Annotated in this window: 17 protein-coding genes; 8 read left to right on the forward strand and 9 right to left on the reverse strand. The window is 75.4% G+C overall.

Translation table 11 applies throughout. From position 1 onward, the window contains the following. Positions 1-20: 20 nt before the first annotated feature. Positions 21-449 carry an ATP-binding protein gene (locus QRT03_RS08150; protein WP_286052153.1) on the forward strand — a complete coding sequence of 143 codons (429 nt, stop codon included), beginning with the start codon at positions 21-23 and terminating at the stop codon, positions 447-449. A 12-nt stretch (positions 450-461) separates the two neighbouring features. On the opposite strand, the gene QRT03_RS08155 is transcribed toward QRT03_RS08150, so the two are convergent. Then, the gene (locus QRT03_RS08155; RefSeq protein WP_286052154.1) at positions 462-1,106 is read right to left on the reverse strand and encodes a pyridoxamine 5'-phosphate oxidase family protein; all 645 of its coding nucleotides are present in this window, start codon (positions 1,104-1,106) and stop codon (positions 462-464) included. A 129-nt stretch (positions 1,107-1,235) separates the two neighbouring features. Here QRT03_RS08155 and QRT03_RS08160 point away from each other — a divergent pair, with 129 nt between their 5' ends. Both QRT03_RS08160 and QRT03_RS08165 read left to right on the forward strand, forming a co-directional pair. After that, complete coding sequence (locus QRT03_RS08160; RefSeq protein ID WP_425604829.1) at positions 1,236-2,621, forward strand: aminotransferase-like domain-containing protein; 1,386 nt, start codon at positions 1,236-1,238, stop codon at positions 2,619-2,621. Between the two features lie 11 nt (positions 2,622-2,632). Further along, positions 2,633-3,730: a D-alanine--D-alanine ligase family protein gene (locus tag QRT03_RS08165; protein ID WP_286052157.1), complete on the forward strand. Its 1,098-nt coding sequence runs from the start codon at positions 2,633-2,635 to the stop codon at positions 3,728-3,730. On the opposite strand, the gene QRT03_RS08170 is transcribed toward QRT03_RS08165, so the two are convergent. Continuing rightward, positions 3,731-4,330: a DUF3515 domain-containing protein gene (locus QRT03_RS08170; RefSeq protein ID WP_286052158.1), complete on the reverse strand. Its 600-nt coding sequence runs from the start codon at positions 4,328-4,330 to the stop codon at positions 3,731-3,733. Positions 4,331-4,337: 7 nt separating this feature from the next. Next, positions 4,338-4,574, reverse strand: a complete 237-nt coding sequence (locus QRT03_RS08175) for an Lrp/AsnC ligand binding domain-containing protein (RefSeq protein ID WP_286052159.1) — start codon at positions 4,572-4,574, stop codon at positions 4,338-4,340. Between the two features lie 161 nt (positions 4,575-4,735). Between QRT03_RS08175 and QRT03_RS08180 the strand changes: the two genes are divergently transcribed. Beyond that, positions 4,736-5,683 (forward strand): thiamine-phosphate kinase, encoded by a 948-nt coding sequence (locus QRT03_RS08180; protein WP_286053330.1) that lies wholly within the window; start codon positions 4,736-4,738, stop codon positions 5,681-5,683. A 32-nt stretch (positions 5,684-5,715) separates the two neighbouring features. Here QRT03_RS08180 and QRT03_RS08185 read toward each other — a convergent pair whose 3' ends face one another. The 4 genes from QRT03_RS08185 to QRT03_RS08200 form a co-directional block, all read right to left on the reverse strand. Beyond that, positions 5,716-7,026, reverse strand: a complete 1,311-nt coding sequence (locus QRT03_RS08185; RefSeq protein WP_286053331.1) for a (Fe-S)-binding protein — start codon at positions 7,024-7,026, stop codon at positions 5,716-5,718. Positions 7,027-7,115: 89 nt separating this feature from the next. Then, positions 7,116-8,261 carry an FAD-binding oxidoreductase gene (locus tag QRT03_RS08190; RefSeq protein WP_286052160.1) on the reverse strand — a complete coding sequence of 382 codons (1,146 nt, stop codon included), beginning with the start codon at positions 8,259-8,261 and terminating at the stop codon, positions 7,116-7,118. Between the two features lie 11 nt (positions 8,262-8,272). After that, entirely contained in the window at positions 8,273-9,742 is a 1,470-nt protein-coding gene (locus QRT03_RS08195; RefSeq protein WP_286052161.1) for an FAD-binding oxidoreductase, read from the reverse strand. Beyond that, positions 9,739-10,494: an HAD family hydrolase gene (locus QRT03_RS08200; protein ID WP_286052162.1), complete on the reverse strand. Its 756-nt coding sequence runs from the start codon at positions 10,492-10,494 to the stop codon at positions 9,739-9,741. The genes QRT03_RS08195 and QRT03_RS08200 overlap by 4 nt, the downstream gene beginning before the upstream one ends. A gap of 152 nt (positions 10,495-10,646) precedes the next feature. On the opposite strand from QRT03_RS08200, the gene QRT03_RS08205 reads away from it, so the two are divergent. Next, the gene (locus tag QRT03_RS08205; protein WP_286053332.1) at positions 10,647-11,330 is read left to right on the forward strand and encodes a uracil-DNA glycosylase; all 684 of its coding nucleotides are present in this window, start codon (positions 10,647-10,649) and stop codon (positions 11,328-11,330) included. A gap of 94 nt (positions 11,331-11,424) precedes the next feature. On the opposite strand, the gene QRT03_RS08210 is transcribed toward QRT03_RS08205, so the two are convergent. Next, a complete protein-coding gene (locus QRT03_RS08210) occupies positions 11,425-11,916 on the reverse strand; it encodes a hypothetical protein (protein WP_286052163.1) in 492 nt (163 codons plus the stop codon). A 137-nt stretch (positions 11,917-12,053) separates the two neighbouring features. Here QRT03_RS08210 and QRT03_RS08215 point away from each other — a divergent pair, with 137 nt between their 5' ends. Continuing rightward, on the forward strand, positions 12,054-12,245 hold the full coding sequence (locus tag QRT03_RS08215; protein WP_286052164.1) for a DUF397 domain-containing protein: 192 nt from the start codon (positions 12,054-12,056) through the stop codon (positions 12,243-12,245). Positions 12,246-12,337: 92 nt separating this feature from the next. Here the strand turns inward: QRT03_RS08215 and rpmB are convergent, their stop codons facing one another. Next, positions 12,338-12,529, reverse strand: coding sequence for a 50S ribosomal protein L28 (gene rpmB / locus QRT03_RS08220; protein WP_286053333.1), 192 nt, complete (start codon positions 12,527-12,529; stop codon positions 12,338-12,340). Positions 12,530-12,657: 128 nt separating this feature from the next. Here rpmB and QRT03_RS08225 point away from each other — a divergent pair, with 128 nt between their 5' ends. Beyond that, positions 12,658-14,907: an ATP-dependent DNA helicase RecG gene (locus tag QRT03_RS08225; RefSeq protein ID WP_286052165.1), complete on the forward strand. Its 2,250-nt coding sequence runs from the start codon at positions 12,658-12,660 to the stop codon at positions 14,905-14,907. Positions 14,908-15,233: 326 nt separating this feature from the next. After that, positions 15,234-16,106, forward strand: a complete 873-nt coding sequence (locus tag QRT03_RS08230) for a C40 family peptidase (RefSeq protein ID WP_286052167.1) — start codon at positions 15,234-15,236, stop codon at positions 16,104-16,106. The last annotated feature ends 99 nt before the right edge of the window (positions 16,107-16,205 follow it).

Genomic DNA, 16,205 nt, shown 5'->3' on the forward strand with positions numbered 1-16,205 from the left:
CCGTGGACGTGCTGCAGCGGATGGGACCCCCTCCCCGCCTGACCGCCGACCGCCCGGTGGTCTCGTTGGAGCGCTGCGGCCCGGCCACCCGGACGGACGCCTCGTCGATCCGCCGGTCGTTCCGGGCCTGGATCGCCGAGTGGGCCGACGCGGACACCGCGGACGACCTCGCGCTCGCCGTCTACGAGGCCCTCGCCAACGTGGTCGACCACGCCTACGCGACCGCCGACGGCCCGGGCCAGATGCGCCTCTGGGCCGCCGTGTCCCCGCCGCTGTTCGGCGGTCGCGAGCTCGTCGTGACCGTCTCCGACGACGGGGCATGGCGCCGCTCCACCGGCCGTGGCTGGCGCGGCCGGGGCCTGCCGCTGATGCACACCCTCACCCGCGCGACCGTGCTCTGCGGGCCGGGCGGGACCACGGTGCAGATGCGGAGCCGGGTCTCGCCGTAGCGCCGCCCGACGTCAGGCGCGACGCCGCTCGCGCACGTGCTCCGGGACCGCCACGTCCGCCGGGAGCGCCGGGCACGTCTCGGGCTCGCCGAGAACCGTCGTGATGGGCACCACGCCGGCCCAGCGGCGGTCGCCCTGTGCCACCCGCTCGGGGTCGCCGGGCGGTCCCTGCCGCACCTTGACGCTGGCCTCGGCGAGGTCGAGCGCGAGGACGGCGGTCGCGGCGCTCTCCTTGCGGTCCGGTCGTGCCGCGTGGTCCCACTGGCCCGGGGTGAGGTGCTCGACGATCGCCTCGAGCGCCCGGAGCTGTTCCGCGGGGTCGGTGACCCGCCGGGCGCGGCCGCGGACGACCGCGCTGCGGTAGTTGGCCGAGTGGTTGAACACCGACCGCGCGAGGACGAGCCCGTCGAGCAGGGTGACGGTGAGGCAGACCTCCCGGTCGAGCGCCAGGCTCGCGGCGCCGCTGGACCCGTGGACGTAGACGACGTCGGCCACCCGCGCGTGCATCGTCGGCAGCACCAGCGGGGCGCCGTCGGGGTCGACCAGTCCCAGGTGACACACCAGTGCCTCGTCGAGGATCGCGTGCAGGCTCGTCGGGTCGGTCTGCTGCCGGTCGCGCTTGCGCCGCAGCTCTGTCCGCGGGGTCGGGGAGAGCATGCGCCCAGCATCGCCGCCCGCAGTGGCATCCTGCGAGGGCCACTTCTCGGCCGTTCCAGGAGGCCACTCGTGTTCGTCGCGCTCGACCGGGCGTCGTCCACCCCGCTGGCGGTCCAGGTCGCGGCCGGGATGCGGGCGGCGGCCCTGGACGGTCGCCTCCGTGCCGGCGACCGGGTCCCCGCGACCCGGACGCTCGCCCGCGACCTGGGCGTGAGCCGGACCGTCGCCGCGGCCGCCTACGACCAGCTCGTCGCCGAGGGCTGGCTGGGCGCCCGCCACGGGTCGGGGACGTTCGTGCTGGCCGCACCCCCGTCCCCACCTGTCAGCACTGCGGCCATGCTGACGCCGGGCGGCACAGATGCCCCCACGACGACCGACCTGCGCCCCGGCGCGCCCTGCCTGGAGGTCCTCGATCCGGCCTCCTGGCGTCGGGCGTGGCGCCGGGTCGGCGACCTGGTGCCGTCGGAGCGCCCCGAGTACGCCGGGGTGCCGGCGTTCCGGGAGGCGATCGCCGAGCACCTGCTGCGCCACCGCGGGCTGGTCGGCGCGGACGTCCTCGCCACGGCGGGTACGACGACCGGGTTCGCCGAGATCGTCGCGGTCCTCACGCGGCGCCTCGGACGGCCGGTGCGCGCCGGGATCGAGGACCCGGGCTACCGGCGCGCCGCCGGCGTGCTGCGCGCGGCGGGCGCCGAGGTGACCGGCCTCGCGGTGGACGCGGACGGACTCGTCGTCGGGAACGCGCCGTCCGGCCTGGACCTGGTCTACGTGACGCCCGCGCACCAGTACCCCCTGGGCGGGCGGCTGCCGATGACGCGGCGGGCGGCGCTGGTCGAGCGGGCCCGGTCCGAGGGGTTCCTGGTGGTCGAGGACGACTACGACGGCGAGCTGCGCTACGACGTCGCGCCCCTGCCGGTGCTCGCCGCGCTGGCCCCCGACGTCGTCGTCCACCTCGGCACCGCGGGCAAGATCGCGACGCCGACCCTCGGCGTCGGCTGGCTCGTGGCCCCGCCCGCGCTCACCGCCGACCTGCTCGCCCTCCGCGCCGCCACGGGCACCCGCCCGGCCCCGGCGGGCCAGCTCGTGTTCGCCGCGTGGGTGCACGACGGCGGGTTGGGTCGGCACCTCACGCGGCTGCGCCGCGAGCTCGCCGTGCGGCGCTCGCTGGTGGTGGACGCAGTGCGCGCGGCGGGGCACGAGGTCCTCGGAGACCGGGCCGGCGCGCACCTGGTGGTGCCGCTGGGATCGGCGGCGGCCGAGCGGGCGGCGGTGGACGCGGCGGCCGAGGTGGGGGTGCGGGTCGACGGGCTGGCGCAGCACCGTCTCGACGATGTGGAGTCACTGCCACTGGATTTGACAGCAGATTCGACCGAGCACGCCGATAGGGCTTTGCTGTCACGACCACAGGTGCACGGGATCCTCGTCGGCTGGGCCGCCCCCACGCGCGCGGAGCTGGAGCACGCGCTGACCCGGCTCGGGGGCGTGCTGGCCGGGACGGGCGTCACCCCCGCGTAGGCTCCGGCCGCATGGGAACCGCACGCCCGACGTTGCTGGTCCTGTTCGGCGGGCGGTCGGGGGAGCACTCCGTGTCGTGCGTCTCCGCCGGCGGCATCCTGGACAACCTGGACCGCGAGCGCTTCGACGTCGTCGCGGTCGGGATCACCGAGGACGGCCAGTGGCTCGCCGTCGGCGACGACACCACACCCTGGCGCCTGCACGGCCGTGAGCTGCCCCGGGTGACGGAGGCCGCGGGCGACCCGGTCGCGCTGCTGCCCGACCCGACCCGGCGCGAGCTGATCAGTCTCGCCGACGGCCGTCGCGGCGAGACCCTCGCCCGGATCGACGCCGTCTTCCCGGTCCTGCACGGCCCGGCGGGCGAGGACGGCGAGATCCAGGGGCTGCTGGAGACGGCCGGGATCCCCTATGTCGGCGCCGGGGTGTGTGCGAGCGCGGCGTCCATGGACAAGGTCGTCACGAAGCGGATCCTGCGCGACGCCGGGCTCGCGACGGGCGACGCCGTCGCCCTCGACCGCAGCGCGACCGACCTCGAGCCCGCCGACCGCGAGCGCCTGGGCCTGCCGGTGTTCGTGAAGCCCTCACGCGCCGGGTCGTCGGTGGGAATCTCGCGGGTCACGGCGTGGGAGGACGTGCCGGCGGCGATCGCGTTCGCGCGGCGGAGCGACCCGAAGGTGCTGGTGGAGGCCGGCATCGCGGGGCGCGAGGTGGAGTGCGGGGTGCTCCAGTTCCCCGACGGCCGCGTCGAGGCGAGCGTGCCCGCCGAGATCCGGCTGACCGGCGACGCCGACTGGTACGACTTCGACACCAAGTACCTCGACGACGCCTGCGAGCTGGACGTCCCGGCCAAGCTCGACGACGCCGTGGCGGAGGCGGTCCGCGAGCAGGCGGTCCGGGTGTTCCGGACGATGGACTGCGCCGGGCTCGCCCGGGTGGACTTCTTCGTCACCGACGACGGCCGGGTGCTGGTCAACGAGCTCAACACCATGCCGGGCTTCACGGCGACGTCGCTCTACCCGCGGATGTGGGCGACGACGGGCGTCGACTACCCGGCGCTGCTCACCACGCTGGTCGAGACCGCGCTGGCCGGCGGCACCGGGGTCCGCTGATCAGCGGGTGGGGGTCGGGGCCGGCGTCGTGTCCCGGCTGACCAGCGTGATCTTGACGCCCCGGGACACGTCCTGGATCGCGCCGCTGCCGATGCCGTCGGGCAGCGTCAGTCCGACGAAGACCGCGCGGTCCGCCGTCACCCACGTCGTCGCGCCGGCGCCCGGGATGCGGAGCCAGTCGACGCCGTCCACGTCGAGCAGCGGCGCCGTCGGGCCCAGCTCGACCGGAGCCGCCAGGCCGCAGCGCAGCACGACCGCCTGGTCCTCCGCCCGCCCCGACGCGGCCTTCTCGCCGCCCCAGGCGACGGTGCCGGGCGGTGCCGGGTTCGCGAGCACCCGGCGCGGCAGCAGCCCGTCCCCGGTGTTGATCTCCTGCGGGAGTCCCGAGAGCAGCCGCGCGCAGTCCGCCGACGCGGCCGCCGGCACGGGGACGGCCGCGACGGCGAGCGGGCCGGTGTCCGGGTCGGGGTCGGTCTGCCGACCCAGGATCTGGGACGCGACCAGCACCCCGACCACGAGCAGCACCGGCAACGCCAGGGCGACGCCCAGCAGGATGCGGGGGAGACGGCGGTCGAGCTCCGGTGCTCGGGAGGGGGCCACCAGTGGGTCAGGCGGGCGAGCCGACGACCGGGCAGGTCAGCGTGCGGGTGATCCCGGGGACCTTCCGGACCGCGGTGACCGCGTCCGAGAGGTCGGCGTCGTCGTTGCGGTCCACGTGGACGATCACGTCGTAGGGCCCCGTCACGTCCTCCGCACGCGTGACGCCGTCGATCCCGGCCACGTCCGATGCGACCGCGGCGGCGCGGCCCACCTCGGTCTGGATCAGGATGTAGGCCTGGACCACGAACGGGCCTCCTCGGGGAGCGGGTGCACCCGCTCGGCGGACGAGGGGACGCACACGGGTGACACGACGGCTGGGAACGTACCGCAGGGAGCAGACGGGTGAGGCGGTCGGGAGACGCAGCGAACGGCGCCGCGACGCGCGGCCCGGCGGCCGGCGGACGGGTGTCCGACCTCGGCGAGTTCGGCGTCATCGACCGCATCACGTCCGGTCGGCCGCAGCCCGAGGGAACGCTGCTCGGCCCGGGTGACGACGCGGCCGTCCTCGCCGCCCCGGACGGCCGGGTCGTGGCGACGGTGGACACCCTCGTGCAGGGCGTGCACTTCCGCCTGGACTGGTCGGGCCCCGAACAGGTCGGCCGCAAGGCGGTCGCGGCGAACCTCGCGGACATCGCCGCGATGGGGGCGGTCCCGACGGGGCTGCTGCTCTCCCTGGCCTGCCCGGCCTCGACGCCGACCGACGTGGTCGACGGGCTCGCCGCCGGGATCTGGGACGCGGCGGCCGAGGCGGGCGTCGGCGTGGTGGGCGGCGACACGGTCTCGGCCGACCAGATCGTGGTCTCGATCACCGCGCTGGGCGACCTCGAGGGCCGCGACCCGGTCCGGCGCTCGGGGGCGAAGGTGGGGGACGTCGTCGCGGTGTGCGGGGTGCTCGGCTGGTCGGCCGCGGGCATGGAGGTCCTGCGGCGGGGCTTCCGCTCGCCGGTCGCGATGGTCGCCGCGCACCGGACCCCGCGGCCCCCGGTGGCGCAGGGACCGGTCGCGGCCCGCGCCGGCGCGACCGCGATGGTCGACACCTCCGACGGCCTGCTCGCCGACCTCGGCCACGTCGCCGAGGCCTCGCGGGTGCGCATCGACATCCGCTCGGCGCTGGTCCCGGTGGCCGACAAGTTGCGCGACGTGGCCTCCGCCCTCGGCGGCGACGCCCTGCGCTGGGCCCTCACCGGGGGCGAGGACCACTCCCTCGTCGCCTGCTTCCCCGACGAGTCCGTGGTCCCGGAGGGCTGGACGGTGTTCGCCGACTGCCGCCTGGGCACCGGGGTCAGCGTCGACGCCGACCGGTGGGGCGGCGCCGGCGATCCCGGCTGGCGGCACTGGGCCTCCGGCAGGTGAGCACCTGTTGTCGCCATGGCGACAACAGGTGCTCACCTGCCGACGGGCACACCCCGGATGGACGCGTCCAGCACCTGCACGGGGTGGAACATCGGCAGCTCGCCCTCCAGGTACTTGCGGATCTGGAGCAGGCATCCCGGATTCGCCGTGACCAGCAGGTCGGCGCCGGTGCCGCGGATGTTGTCGGCCTTGCGGCGCCCGAGATCGCCGGCGGCCTCGGGCTGGAGCATGTTGTAGATCCCGGCCGAGCCGCAGCAGATCTCCGCCTCCGGCAGCTCGGCGAGTTCGAGGCCCGGGATCGACCGCAGCACGTCCCGCGGCTGCGCCCGGATCTTCTGGGCGTGCCCGAGGTGGCAGGCGTCGTGGTAGACGACCGTCGCGTCGATCCGGTGCCGCGGCGCCCGGGACTCCTCCAGCGCGTCCGCGAGCACCTCGGAGACGTCCCGGACCTTCGCGGAGAACGCCGCGGCCCGCTCGGACCACTGCGGGTCGTCCGCGAGGAGCTCGCCGTACTCCTTCATCGACGACCCGCACCCGGCGACGTTCACGGCGATCACGTCGACGTCGGCCCGCTCGAAGACGGCGATCAGCGCCTTCGCCCGCTCGGCCGACTCCTCCTCGCGCCCTGCGTGCAGCCCGAGCGCACCGCAGCACGCCTGTTCCCGCGGCGCGATCACGTCGTAGCCCTCGGCGGCGAGCACCCGCGTCGTCGCGAGGTTGACCTGGTGGAAGAAGACGTCCTGCACGCAGCCGGTGAGCATGCCGACGCGACCGCGCGGCGTCCCGGCGGCCGACGTGATCGCCGGCGTGCTCGCGAACGCGTCGCGGACGCTGACCGGCGGGAGCAGCGACTCCATCGCGACGAGGCGCTCGAGGCGCTTCGGGAGCCTGGCGAGCAGCCGGTCCATCGAGCGCGGGCGCAGCTTCTGGTAGAGCGCGCCGCCCAGCGAGGCCGCCCGCAGCCGTCGTCGGTACGGGAAGAGCGTGAAGACCGCCTCGCGGAACAGCCGGTCGGCCCGGCTGCGCGGGACGTGGCGCTCGATCTGCGGCCGGGTGGCCTCGAGCAGCCGGTCGTACTGCACGCCGGACGGGCAGGCCGTCACGCACGCCATGCACCCGAGGCAGCGGTCGATGTGCGTGGTGAAGGCGCCCTCGAGCGGGATCTCGCCCTTCTCGGCCATCTCCATGAGGTAGATGCGCCCGCGCGGGGAGTCCATCTCCTCGCCCCACAGCGCGTACGTGGGGCAGGTGGGCAGGCAGAAGCCGCAGTGCACGCAGTCGTCGAGCAGCTCGCGGGCGGGCGGGTGGTGGTCGTCGAAGCTGCCGTGGGCGGCGGCGGCCAGGGCGTCGGTCCGCTCCGGGGGAGCCTCCTCCCCGCGCTGCGAGGTGAAGTCGGGTCCGGGGCCGGTGGGGCCCGTGGTGGGCGTACTGGTCACGCGGGGACTCCTGTGGTGGTGGGCAGCCAGGGGGCGAGCCGTCCGCGCCCGAGGCGGTGGTCGGGGTCCAGGGAGGCGGCGACGGCCCGGAGCAGGACGGCGCTCGACGGGGTCGGGCCGAACGCGGGCAGCTCGACGCCGGCGGGACGCGCGCGCAGCGTCGACGTGCCGCCCGCCGCCGCGACCCGGGTGTGCGCGGTGTCGACCGCGGCGGGCTCGGCCGGGACGGTCAGGGTCGCGACGCCGGTGGCGGGCGCGGCCGTCACGCCCGTGGCGCCCACCTCGGCGGCGAGGTCGGCCAGCACCCCGCCCAGCCGGGTCGGTGCCACCCCGATCCGCAGGACCGCACGGTCGGTGGGCCGGGTGTCGACGGCGGCGCGGTGCGCGGCCCAGGCGGCCTGGGCGTCGTCGGGGGAGAGGACCGTGGCCCCGCGCCCGACCAGCTCGACCAGGCGGTCGGCGCGTCCGGCGACCCCCGCCTCGGTGCCCTCGAGCAGGGCCAGCAGCCGCCCGTCGTGCCACTCCAGCGCGGTCGCCTCCACCGGGGTGTCGGTCACCGCCCGCCCGGCCGTCTCCAGCTCTGCCGCGTCGGCCACCGGGACCGACACCGTCCGCGCGCCCGGCGGCACGGGGTGCAGCCGCAGCACGATCTCGGCGAGCACACCGAACGTGCCGTGGGCACCGTGCAGCAGCTTCGCGAGGTCGTAGCCCGCGACGTTCTTGATGACGTGGCCGCCGGCGCGCGCGACCGTGCCGTCGGCCAGCACCACCGTGACCCCGATGACGAGGTCGCGCAGCGAGCCGTACCCGAGCGCGAGCGGGCCCGCGTCCGCCGTCGCGAACAGGCCGCCGACGGTCGCGCCGCGCGACGCGCGGGCGGCGTCGAAGGCGACGCGCTGGCCGGTGGCGCCGACCGCGTCCTGCAGGTCCGTCAGGGGCGTCCCCGCCCCGACGGCGACGGTCATGTCGCCCGGGTTGTGGGTGATCACGCCGGAGAGTCCGGCCACCGAGACGGGCGTGGCGTCGGCGGCGACGGTCCCGGCCCAGTCGGCCGCGGTGCCGGCCCCGGTCGCGACGACGGGTCCGGGCAGGTCCCGGATTGCGTCGCGGAGCTCGACGAGGGTGGTGGGTGCGGTGTTCACGGACGCGGTGCTCACAGTCGGCTGATCACTCCGGCCTCCTCCAGGGGGTGCGGGCGGAAGGGGCCCGGCCGCTCGCCGCACAGCCGCGGCGTCGGGAAGACCTTGCCGGGGTTGCAGAGCCCGTCCGGGTCGAAGCCGGCGCGGACACGCTGCATCACCGCGAGGTCGTCGTCGGTGAACATGCGGCCCATCGAGCACGCCTTGTCCGCGCCGATGCCGTGCTCACCGGAGAGCGACCCGCCGAGCTCGACGCACAGCTCCGCGATCCGGCTCGAGAGGTCCTCCGCCTTCTCGTGCTCCCCGGCGGACTCCGAGTAGAGCACCAGCGGGTGCAGGTTCCCGTCGCCGGCGTGGAACACGTTCGCCACGCGCAGCCCGACCTCGGAGCCCATCGCCGCGATCTGCGAGAGGACCTCGGCGAGCCGGGTCCGCGGGACCACGCCGTCCTGGACGATGTAGTCCGGGCTGATCCGCCCGACGGCGGCGAAGGCGGCCTTGCGGCCCTTCCACACCCGGGCCCGCTCGTCGGTGCTGTCGGCGACGTGGATGCGGGTGGCCCCACGGTCCTCGCAGATCCGCGTGATCTCGGCGAACTGCTCGTCGCACTCCTCGGCGGGGCCGTCCAGCTCGATGATCAGGGCCGACGGGGACTCGACGGTGTAGCCCGCACCCACCGCGGCCTCCGCGGCCTCCATCGCCAGCGAGTCCATCATCTCGACGGCGGCCGGCACGATGGACGCCTCCACGATCGCGCCCACGGTCTCGCCGGCGGCCTCGATCGACGGGAAGTCGGCGAGCACGGTCCGCACGGCCTCCGGCTTGCGCAGCAGCCGCACCGTCACCTTCGTGCAGATGCCCAGCGTCCCCTCGGAGCCCAGGAACAGTCCGCGCAGGTCCGGCCCCGCCTGCTCCGTCGTCGGCCCGCCCAGGGTGACGACGCTGCCGTCGGCGAGCACGACCTCCATCTCCAGCACGTGGTTCGTGGTGAAGCCGTACTTCAGGCAGTGCGCGCCGCCGGAGTTCTCCGCGACGTTGCCGCCGATGGTGCACACCTGCTGGCTCGACGGGTCCGGCGCGTAGTAGAGCCCGTGCGGGCCGGCGGCCCGGGAGATGTCGAGGTTGAACACGCCGGGCTCGAGGACCGCGCGCCGGTTCTCGACGTCGATCTCCAGGATGCGCCGCAGCTTCTGCAGCGAGATGACGACGCCGTCGGCGACCGGGAGCGCGCCCCCGGACAGCCCGGTGCCGGCGCCGCGCGCGACGAACGGGACGCCGTGCCGGGCGCAGACCCGCACGCAGGCCGCGACCTCCTCGGAGTCCCGCGGCAGCACGACGACGGCGGGGACCTGGCGGAAGCCGGTCAGCCCGTCGCACTCGTAGCTGCGCAGGCCCACCTCGTCGGTGATCACGCAGTTCTCCGGCAGCACGGCGGTGAACTCCCGCGCCAGTCCGGGCGCGGCGGTGGTGGTGGCAGTGGTCATGGCGTCACTCGCTCCCTGGAGGTGGCGGCGGACGGATCCTCACCCGCCGCCCGCACGACCGCCACCAGAGCGGCCGGGTCGGACAGGTCGGCGACGACGTGGTCGGCGCCCGCGGCGGCGAGGTCGTCCACCGACGACGAGCCGGTGGCGACCCCGACGGCGACCGCCCCGGCGGCGTGTGCGGCCTCGACGTCCCGCGGGGTGTCCCCGACGACGACAAGGCCCACCTCGCGGCCGTGGCGGCGCTCGAGCGCGGTGCGGGCGGCGTGTACGAGCGTGGCCCGCGGGCCGGGGAGGCTCCCGTAGACGCCGTCGTCGAGATCGAACGCGCCGGGGTGCAGGCCCGCCGCGGTCAGCTTCAGCTCGGCGCCCTCGCGGACGTTGCCGGTGAGCACGATCTGGTCGACGCCGGGCTCCGCGGCGAGCAGGGACACCGCCTCGCGCACCCCGGGCAGCACGGTGAGCGTGGCGGCGAGGGCGTCGGCGCGGCCGCGCCACTGGTCCGCGATCGCCGCGACCATCGCCTCGGTGTACTCCGTGCCGCGGGCGAGGAGGGCCTCCGCCTCCGGGCCGGGCAGCCCGTCGCGGAACGCCTCGGCGACCAGGTGGTCGGTCATCCCGCCCATCGGGACCTGCGGCGGCTCGTGGCCCGCGACCGCGACGAACGCGTCGCGCAGCACGTCGCCGCCCACGCGTCCGCCCCGCAGCAGGGTGCCGTCGATGTCCCAGCACACCCCGACCGGCCGCCTCATGCCCGCCACCGTAGACGAGCGATGCCCGTGATCTTCCACATCGCGGAAGACGGGTTCCATTTGCTGGGGAAGGGGCCGGTCCTGGAGGGCGCCGGCCGCGCGGCTAGCGTGGCCCGGGTGCCGATCCCCGCCGCCGTCACCGCCGGGTCCCGCTGATGGCCCGCCCGCTGTCCGAGTCCGTCGAGGCGGGATGGGCCGAGGCGCTCGAGCCGGTCGCCGACACGATCGCCACGATGGGCGACTTCCTGCGCACCGAGGTCGCCGAGGGCCGCACGTACCTCCCGGCCGGGAAGAACGTGCTGCGGGCGTTCCAGCAGCCGTTCGAGCAGGTCCGGGTCCTCGTCGTCGGGCAGGACCCCTACCCGACGCCGGGACACGCGGTCGGCCTGTCGTTCTCGGTCGCCCCGGACGTCCGCCCGCTCCCGAAGAGCCTGCTGAACATCTTCCGCGAGTACGGCGAGGACCTCGGCCACCCGCCGCCCACCAGCGGCGACCTGACCCCGTGGGCCGACCAGGGCGTGCTGCTGCTCAACCGGGTCCTCACCGTGGCCCCGGGGGCGCCGGGCTCGCACCGCAACAAGGGCTGGGAGAAGGTCACCGAGCAGGCCATCACGGCCCTCGTCGAGCGGATCGACCAGCCGCTCGTGGCCCTGCTGTGGGGCCGCGACGCGCGGTCGCTGACGCCGCTGCTGGGCGAGGACGTCCCGACGGTCGAGTCGGCCCACCCCAGCCCGATGTCGGCCGCGGGCGGCTTCTTCGGCTCGCGGCCCTTCAGCCGCGTGAATGCCTACCTCGAGGAGCTCGGGGACGAGCCCGTCGACTGGCGCCTGCCCTGAGCGTCGGGACCGGTCGCGGCTGAACGAACGGGCCGTTCGCGCGCGTAGACGCTGCGAGAGTGCCGTTCGCTCCGATCCCGGTGGGCGGGGCAGGTCAGCGACGGCCGCCGAAGCGCCGCCGGGACCGGCGGTGCGGGGCGAACATGCTCCACCCCTGACTCGGGATGGTGTCGGGACGGTGCCGACCCGCCTCGGCGCGGCGCCGGCCGCGCACCAGGGCGAGCAGGCGCGCGAAGGGCCGCCGGGGGCGCCGGCGGTCGACCACCGGCAGTGGGCGCTCGGCCCGGGCGGGGAGGCCGACGACCTCGGGGGAGGGCAGCGGGGCGTCCTGGAGCACGGCGACCGCGCCCGTCGCGGGCCGGGCGGGCCGCGCTGGTCCGGCCGGCGTGGGGATCGGACCGGAGGCCGGGGACGCGGGGCGCGGCGGGGGGACCTCGGCGGCGACCTCGTCCGCGGAGAGCCGACGGGACACGACCCGGATGGCCACGGGGGCCGAGCGGCGGTGCACCGTGCGTGGTGTCCGCGGCAGTCGCGGCTCCCCGGCCGAGGGATCGGCGGCGTCGGTGGGGGCACCCGGTCGGCTCACCGTGACCCCCGCTCGTCGCACATCGCCGTCCGATGATTCCGTTCGATCTTCACCTACGTACGGTGCAGACGCAAGGACGGACGCATGTGCGTGAGGCGGATCGCTCGACCCGTCACCACCCCGAGAGGGGCTCTCCCATGATCGAATCGCACGACGGCGGGTGGACCGCGTCCGCGGCCGGCCTCGAGACGGCGCGGCATCCGGACGGCGGGCTCCTGGTGCGGGCCCTCGGTGACCGGGAGGGGCCGGTCCTGCACTACACGCGGGCCGAGATCGACGCGTTCGTGCGGGGCGTGCGGGACGGCGAGTTCGACGACCTCGCGAGCTGACGCCCGCACCCGCCGTCGGGAACGGGGCCGGGGAAAGCGACGGGCCCGGCACGCCGAGGGCGTACCGGGCCCGGAGACCTCGCGGGGGCGCGTCAGGCGCGGCTGACCTTGCCCGCCTTCAGGCAGGAGGTGCAGACGTTCAGGCGCTGCCGGTTGCCGCCGCCGATCCGGGCGTGCACGGTCTGCACGTTCGGGTTCCACCGGCGGTTGGTCCGGCGGTGGGAGTGCGAGACCGACTTCCCGAACCCGGGGCCCTTCGCGCACACGTCGCACACCGCAGCCACTTCAGACACCTCTCGACCTCGGGACACCAGAGCACGCGGGAATCGACTCACCGCGTGGCAGGAGTCCAGGGTAGCCGAGCCCGCAGGGCACTGTCGGACCCGGGTGGCAGGCTGAGGCCGTGGTGCACATGGACTCCCCCCTCGCCGAGGCCATCGGGGGGCGCTCGGCCGCCGTGCTGCGCAAGCACCTGGAGATGGAGACGGTCGGCGACCTGCTGCGTCACCTGCCCCGCCGCTACGAGACGGTGAACGACCTCGACAAGATGGATCCCCGCGACCTGTCGGTGGGCGACCAGGTCAACATGATCGCCGAGGTGCGCAGCGCCCGGGGCGAGCGCAAGTTCCGCCGCGGGGGCGGCAAGCAGATCCACATCACGACGATGTCGGTGGCTGCGGGGGACCTCGAGCTGTCGGTGACGTTCTTCAACCAGCCGTGGCGCGTGCGCACGATGCCCGTCGGGAGCCGCGCCTTCTTCGCGGGCAAGCTCGAGAAGTTCCGCGACCGCTGGCAGCTCGGCTCGCCGCGCGCCATGCGGATCAGCACCGGGGACGACGAGACCGACCCCGACGGCGACGACACGGAGTCGATCAAGCTCCCGCCGGTCACGCCGATCTACCCGGCCACCAAGGACGTGCAGACCTGGGAGCTGCTCGCCGCGGTCCGGCAGACCCTCGACGTGTTCGACGACCCGATCGACCCAGTGCCCGCGGAGGTCCGCGAGCGGCACGGCCTCATCGACCTCGGGCGGGCCCTGCGCGACATCCACCTCCCGGCCACGCTCGAGGCCGCCCGCCCGGCGATGCGCCGGTTGACCTGGGACGAGGCGCTCGGCCTCCAGCTGGCCCTGCAGGGGGAGCGGCTGAACGCGGTGACCCGGCCGGCGCCCGCCTGCCCCCGCACCGACGACGGGCTGGCGGCGGCCTTCGACGCCCGCCTGCCGTTCGAGCTCACCGCGGGGCAGCGCCGCGTCGGGGACGAGCTCGCCGACGCCCTGGCCACCACCACGCCGCTCAACCGGCTGCTGCAGGGCGACGTCGGGTCGGGCAAGACCGTCGTGGCGCTGCGGGCGATGCTGCAGGTCGTCGACGCCGGGCGGCAGGCCGTGCTGCTCGCGCCGACCGAGGTGCTCGCCGCGCAGCACGCACGGTCGCTGCGCGCGATGCTCGGCCCGCTCGGACGGGCGGGGGAGCCGGCCGGGCTGTTCGGAGACGACCCTGACGACGACGGCGACGAGCCCGTCGAGCTCGACACCAGCGAACAGGCGACGAAGGTCGTCCTGCTGACCGGGTCGCTGGGGGCGAAGGAGCGCAAGCAGGCGCTGCTCGCCGTGCAGTCCGGCGAGGCCGGGATCGTCGTCGGCACGCACGCCGTGATCCAGGAGAAGGTCGGCTTCGCCGACCTCGGGCTGCTCGTGGTCGACGAGCAGCACCGGTTCGGGGTCCGCCAGCGCGACGAGCTGCGCTCCCGCCCGGGCCCCACCGCGCCGCACCTGCTCGTCATGACGGCGACGCCGATCCCGCGGACGGTCGCGCTCACGGTGTACGGCGACCTCGAGAACTCCGTGCTCGACGAGCTGCCCGCCGGGCGGAAGCCGATCGAGACCCACGCGGTGCCCGGCAACCGGCCGAAGTGGCTCGCGCGCGTGTGGGAGCGGGTGCGCGAGGACGTGGACGCCGGGCACCAGGCCTACGTCGTCTGCCCCCGCATCGGCGACGACGGACCGCCCGACGACGAGGAGCCCGACGCCGGTCCCACCGGCGAGGAGCGCCGCCCGCCGCTCGCGGCGCTCGAGGTCGCCGAGCTGCTCGCGACGGGGCCGCTCGCCGGCCTGCGCCTCGAGGTGCTCCACGGACGGCTCCCCGCGGAGGAGAAGGACGACGTCATGCGGCGCTTCTCCGCGGGCGCGGTCGACGTGCTCGTGTCGACCACCGTGATCGAGGTCGGCGTGGACGTCCCGAACGCCACCGTCATCGTCGTGCTCGACGCCGAGCGCTTCGGGGTCTCGCAGCTGCACCAGCTGCGGGGGCGGGTCGGGCGCGGGGACACGGCCTCGTCCTGCTTCCTGGTCAGCGAGTACGAGGGCCCGCCGATGGAGCGGCTCCGGCGGATCGCCGAGATCCACGACGGCTTCGCGATGGCCGACCTCGACCTCGAGCTGCGCAGCGAGGGCGACGTCCTGGGCACCGAGCAGGCCGGACGCCGGAAGACGCTCCGCTTCCTCTCGGTGCGTCGGCACCTCGAGGAGATCACCGAGGCGCGCGAGGTGGCCCGCTCGGTGCTCGCCGGGGACCCGACGCTGCACCACCACCCGCGGCTGGCCGGACTGGTCCGGGCCGTGGTCGGGGACGAGGGTGCAGGTTTCCTGGACAAGCTCTGACGGCCGCTCGTCGTGGCCCACGGCTGGTGACCGGCCGGATACCGTGAGGTAACCGATCGGCGCGCGGTGTCGACCTCCGGGCGCGACACGCAGCTCCCGGGTGGCCGGGGACGGTCACGGTTCGGTTACGGTCTGGCGGTCGGTTCGCAACAGCGTCCCGATGCGCTCGGCCGCTTCGCCCGGTTCCCGTCCGGCGGCCTCCCCGGAGCGCACGACGTCCAGGACGGGACGGAGATCGTCGGTCCGTCGCACTCCCCAGCGGCAGGTCGACCAGGTGAGCGTCACGACGCTCCGGAGAAGATCACCGGCGGGCGTGGAGACGACGCATGACCGCAGTTCTCCCGCCGGTCAGGACCGTCGACGCTGTCCGGGACGGGCGCCACCGCGCCCCGCATGCGGCGACGACCGGCTCGCTCGGTCCGATCCCGCAGGACATGGCCGGCCGCGGCGCGCACGGCGCGCCCGAGCGCCGCCGTGCCACGGACCAGCACCACGGTCGTCGCGTCGCCCCGCAGGCCCCGCTCGGCCGTGCCGCCACGACGGCCGGCCTCTCGCTCGCCGCCCTCGGTGCCCTCGCCGGCGCCGGCGGTGCCGCGGCGCACGGGCTGCTCCCGTCGGCCGACGAGCCCGCCACCACCGGCGACGTCGCGATCCCGACGAACCTCGCCGCGAGCAACATGAGCCTGCCGGCCGTCCACCAGGCGACCGCGGCGATCACGCAGGTGATGCCGGTCGTCGCGCCCGCCGCCGCCCCGGCGCAGGCCCCGCAGTACAAGACGGTCGCCGCGAGCGCCCGCCAGGCCGCCGCCCCGGCGCCGGCGAAGCCGCAGCTCTCGGCCGGGCAGCAGATGGCGCAGGACGCCATCTCCGCCGCCAAGTCCCGGCTCGGCAAGCCCTACGTCTGGGGCGCGACCGGGCCGAACTCCTTCGACTGCTCCGGGCTCATGCAGTACGCGTTCGAGAAGGCCGGGAAGGACCTGCCGCGTACCTCGGCGGCGCAGTCCAAGGTCGGCGAGAAGGTCTCGATGGACGACCTGCAGCCCGGCGACCTGATCTTCCTCTACAGCCCGGTCAGCCACGTCGTCATGTACGTCGGCAACGGCAAGGTGATCGAGGCGCCGACCAGCGGCCAGGACGTCAAGTTCACGCCGCTGTCGAAGATCGAGAAGAACGCGGTCGGCGCGCGCCGGGTGGTCTGACCCCGGAAGACCCCGGAACGAGAAGTGGCCCGGGGTCCCCTCCCCGAAAGGGAACCCCGGGCCGTGTTCGGTGGACGGACGCTCCCCAGCTCCCGAGCA

Origin of the sequence: Actinomycetospora termitidis (genome assembly GCF_030286555.1) — a bacterium.
GTDB lineage: Bacteria > Actinomycetota > Actinomycetes > Mycobacteriales > Pseudonocardiaceae > Actinomycetospora > Actinomycetospora termitidis.

Coding starts and splice junctions, on each gene's coding strand:
- QRT03_RS08215 (WP_286052164.1), top strand. CDS start 12,054: ATGATCGAATCGCACGACGGCGGGTGGACCGCGTCCGCGGCCGGCCTC.
- QRT03_RS08200 (WP_286052162.1), bottom strand. CDS start 10,494: ATGAGGCGGCCGGTCGGGGTGTGCTGGGACATCGACGGCACCCTGCTG.
- QRT03_RS08195 (WP_286052161.1), bottom strand. CDS start 9,742: ATGACCACTGCCACCACCACCGCCGCGCCCGGACTGGCGCGGGAGTTC.
- QRT03_RS08155 (WP_286052154.1), bottom strand. CDS start 1,106: ATGCTCTCCCCGACCCCGCGGACAGAGCTGCGGCGCAAGCGCGACCGG.
- QRT03_RS08230 (WP_286052167.1), top strand. CDS start 15,234: ATGACCGCAGTTCTCCCGCCGGTCAGGACCGTCGACGCTGTCCGGGAC.
- QRT03_RS08150 (WP_286052153.1), top strand. CDS start 21: ATGGGACCCCCTCCCCGCCTGACCGCCGACCGCCCGGTGGTCTCGTTG.
- QRT03_RS08165 (WP_286052157.1), top strand. CDS start 2,633: ATGGGAACCGCACGCCCGACGTTGCTGGTCCTGTTCGGCGGGCGGTCG.
- QRT03_RS08160 (WP_425604829.1), top strand. CDS start 1,236: ATGCGGGCGGCGGCCCTGGACGGTCGCCTCCGTGCCGGCGACCGGGTC.
- QRT03_RS08225 (WP_286052165.1), top strand. CDS start 12,658: ATGGACTCCCCCCTCGCCGAGGCCATCGGGGGGCGCTCGGCCGCCGTG.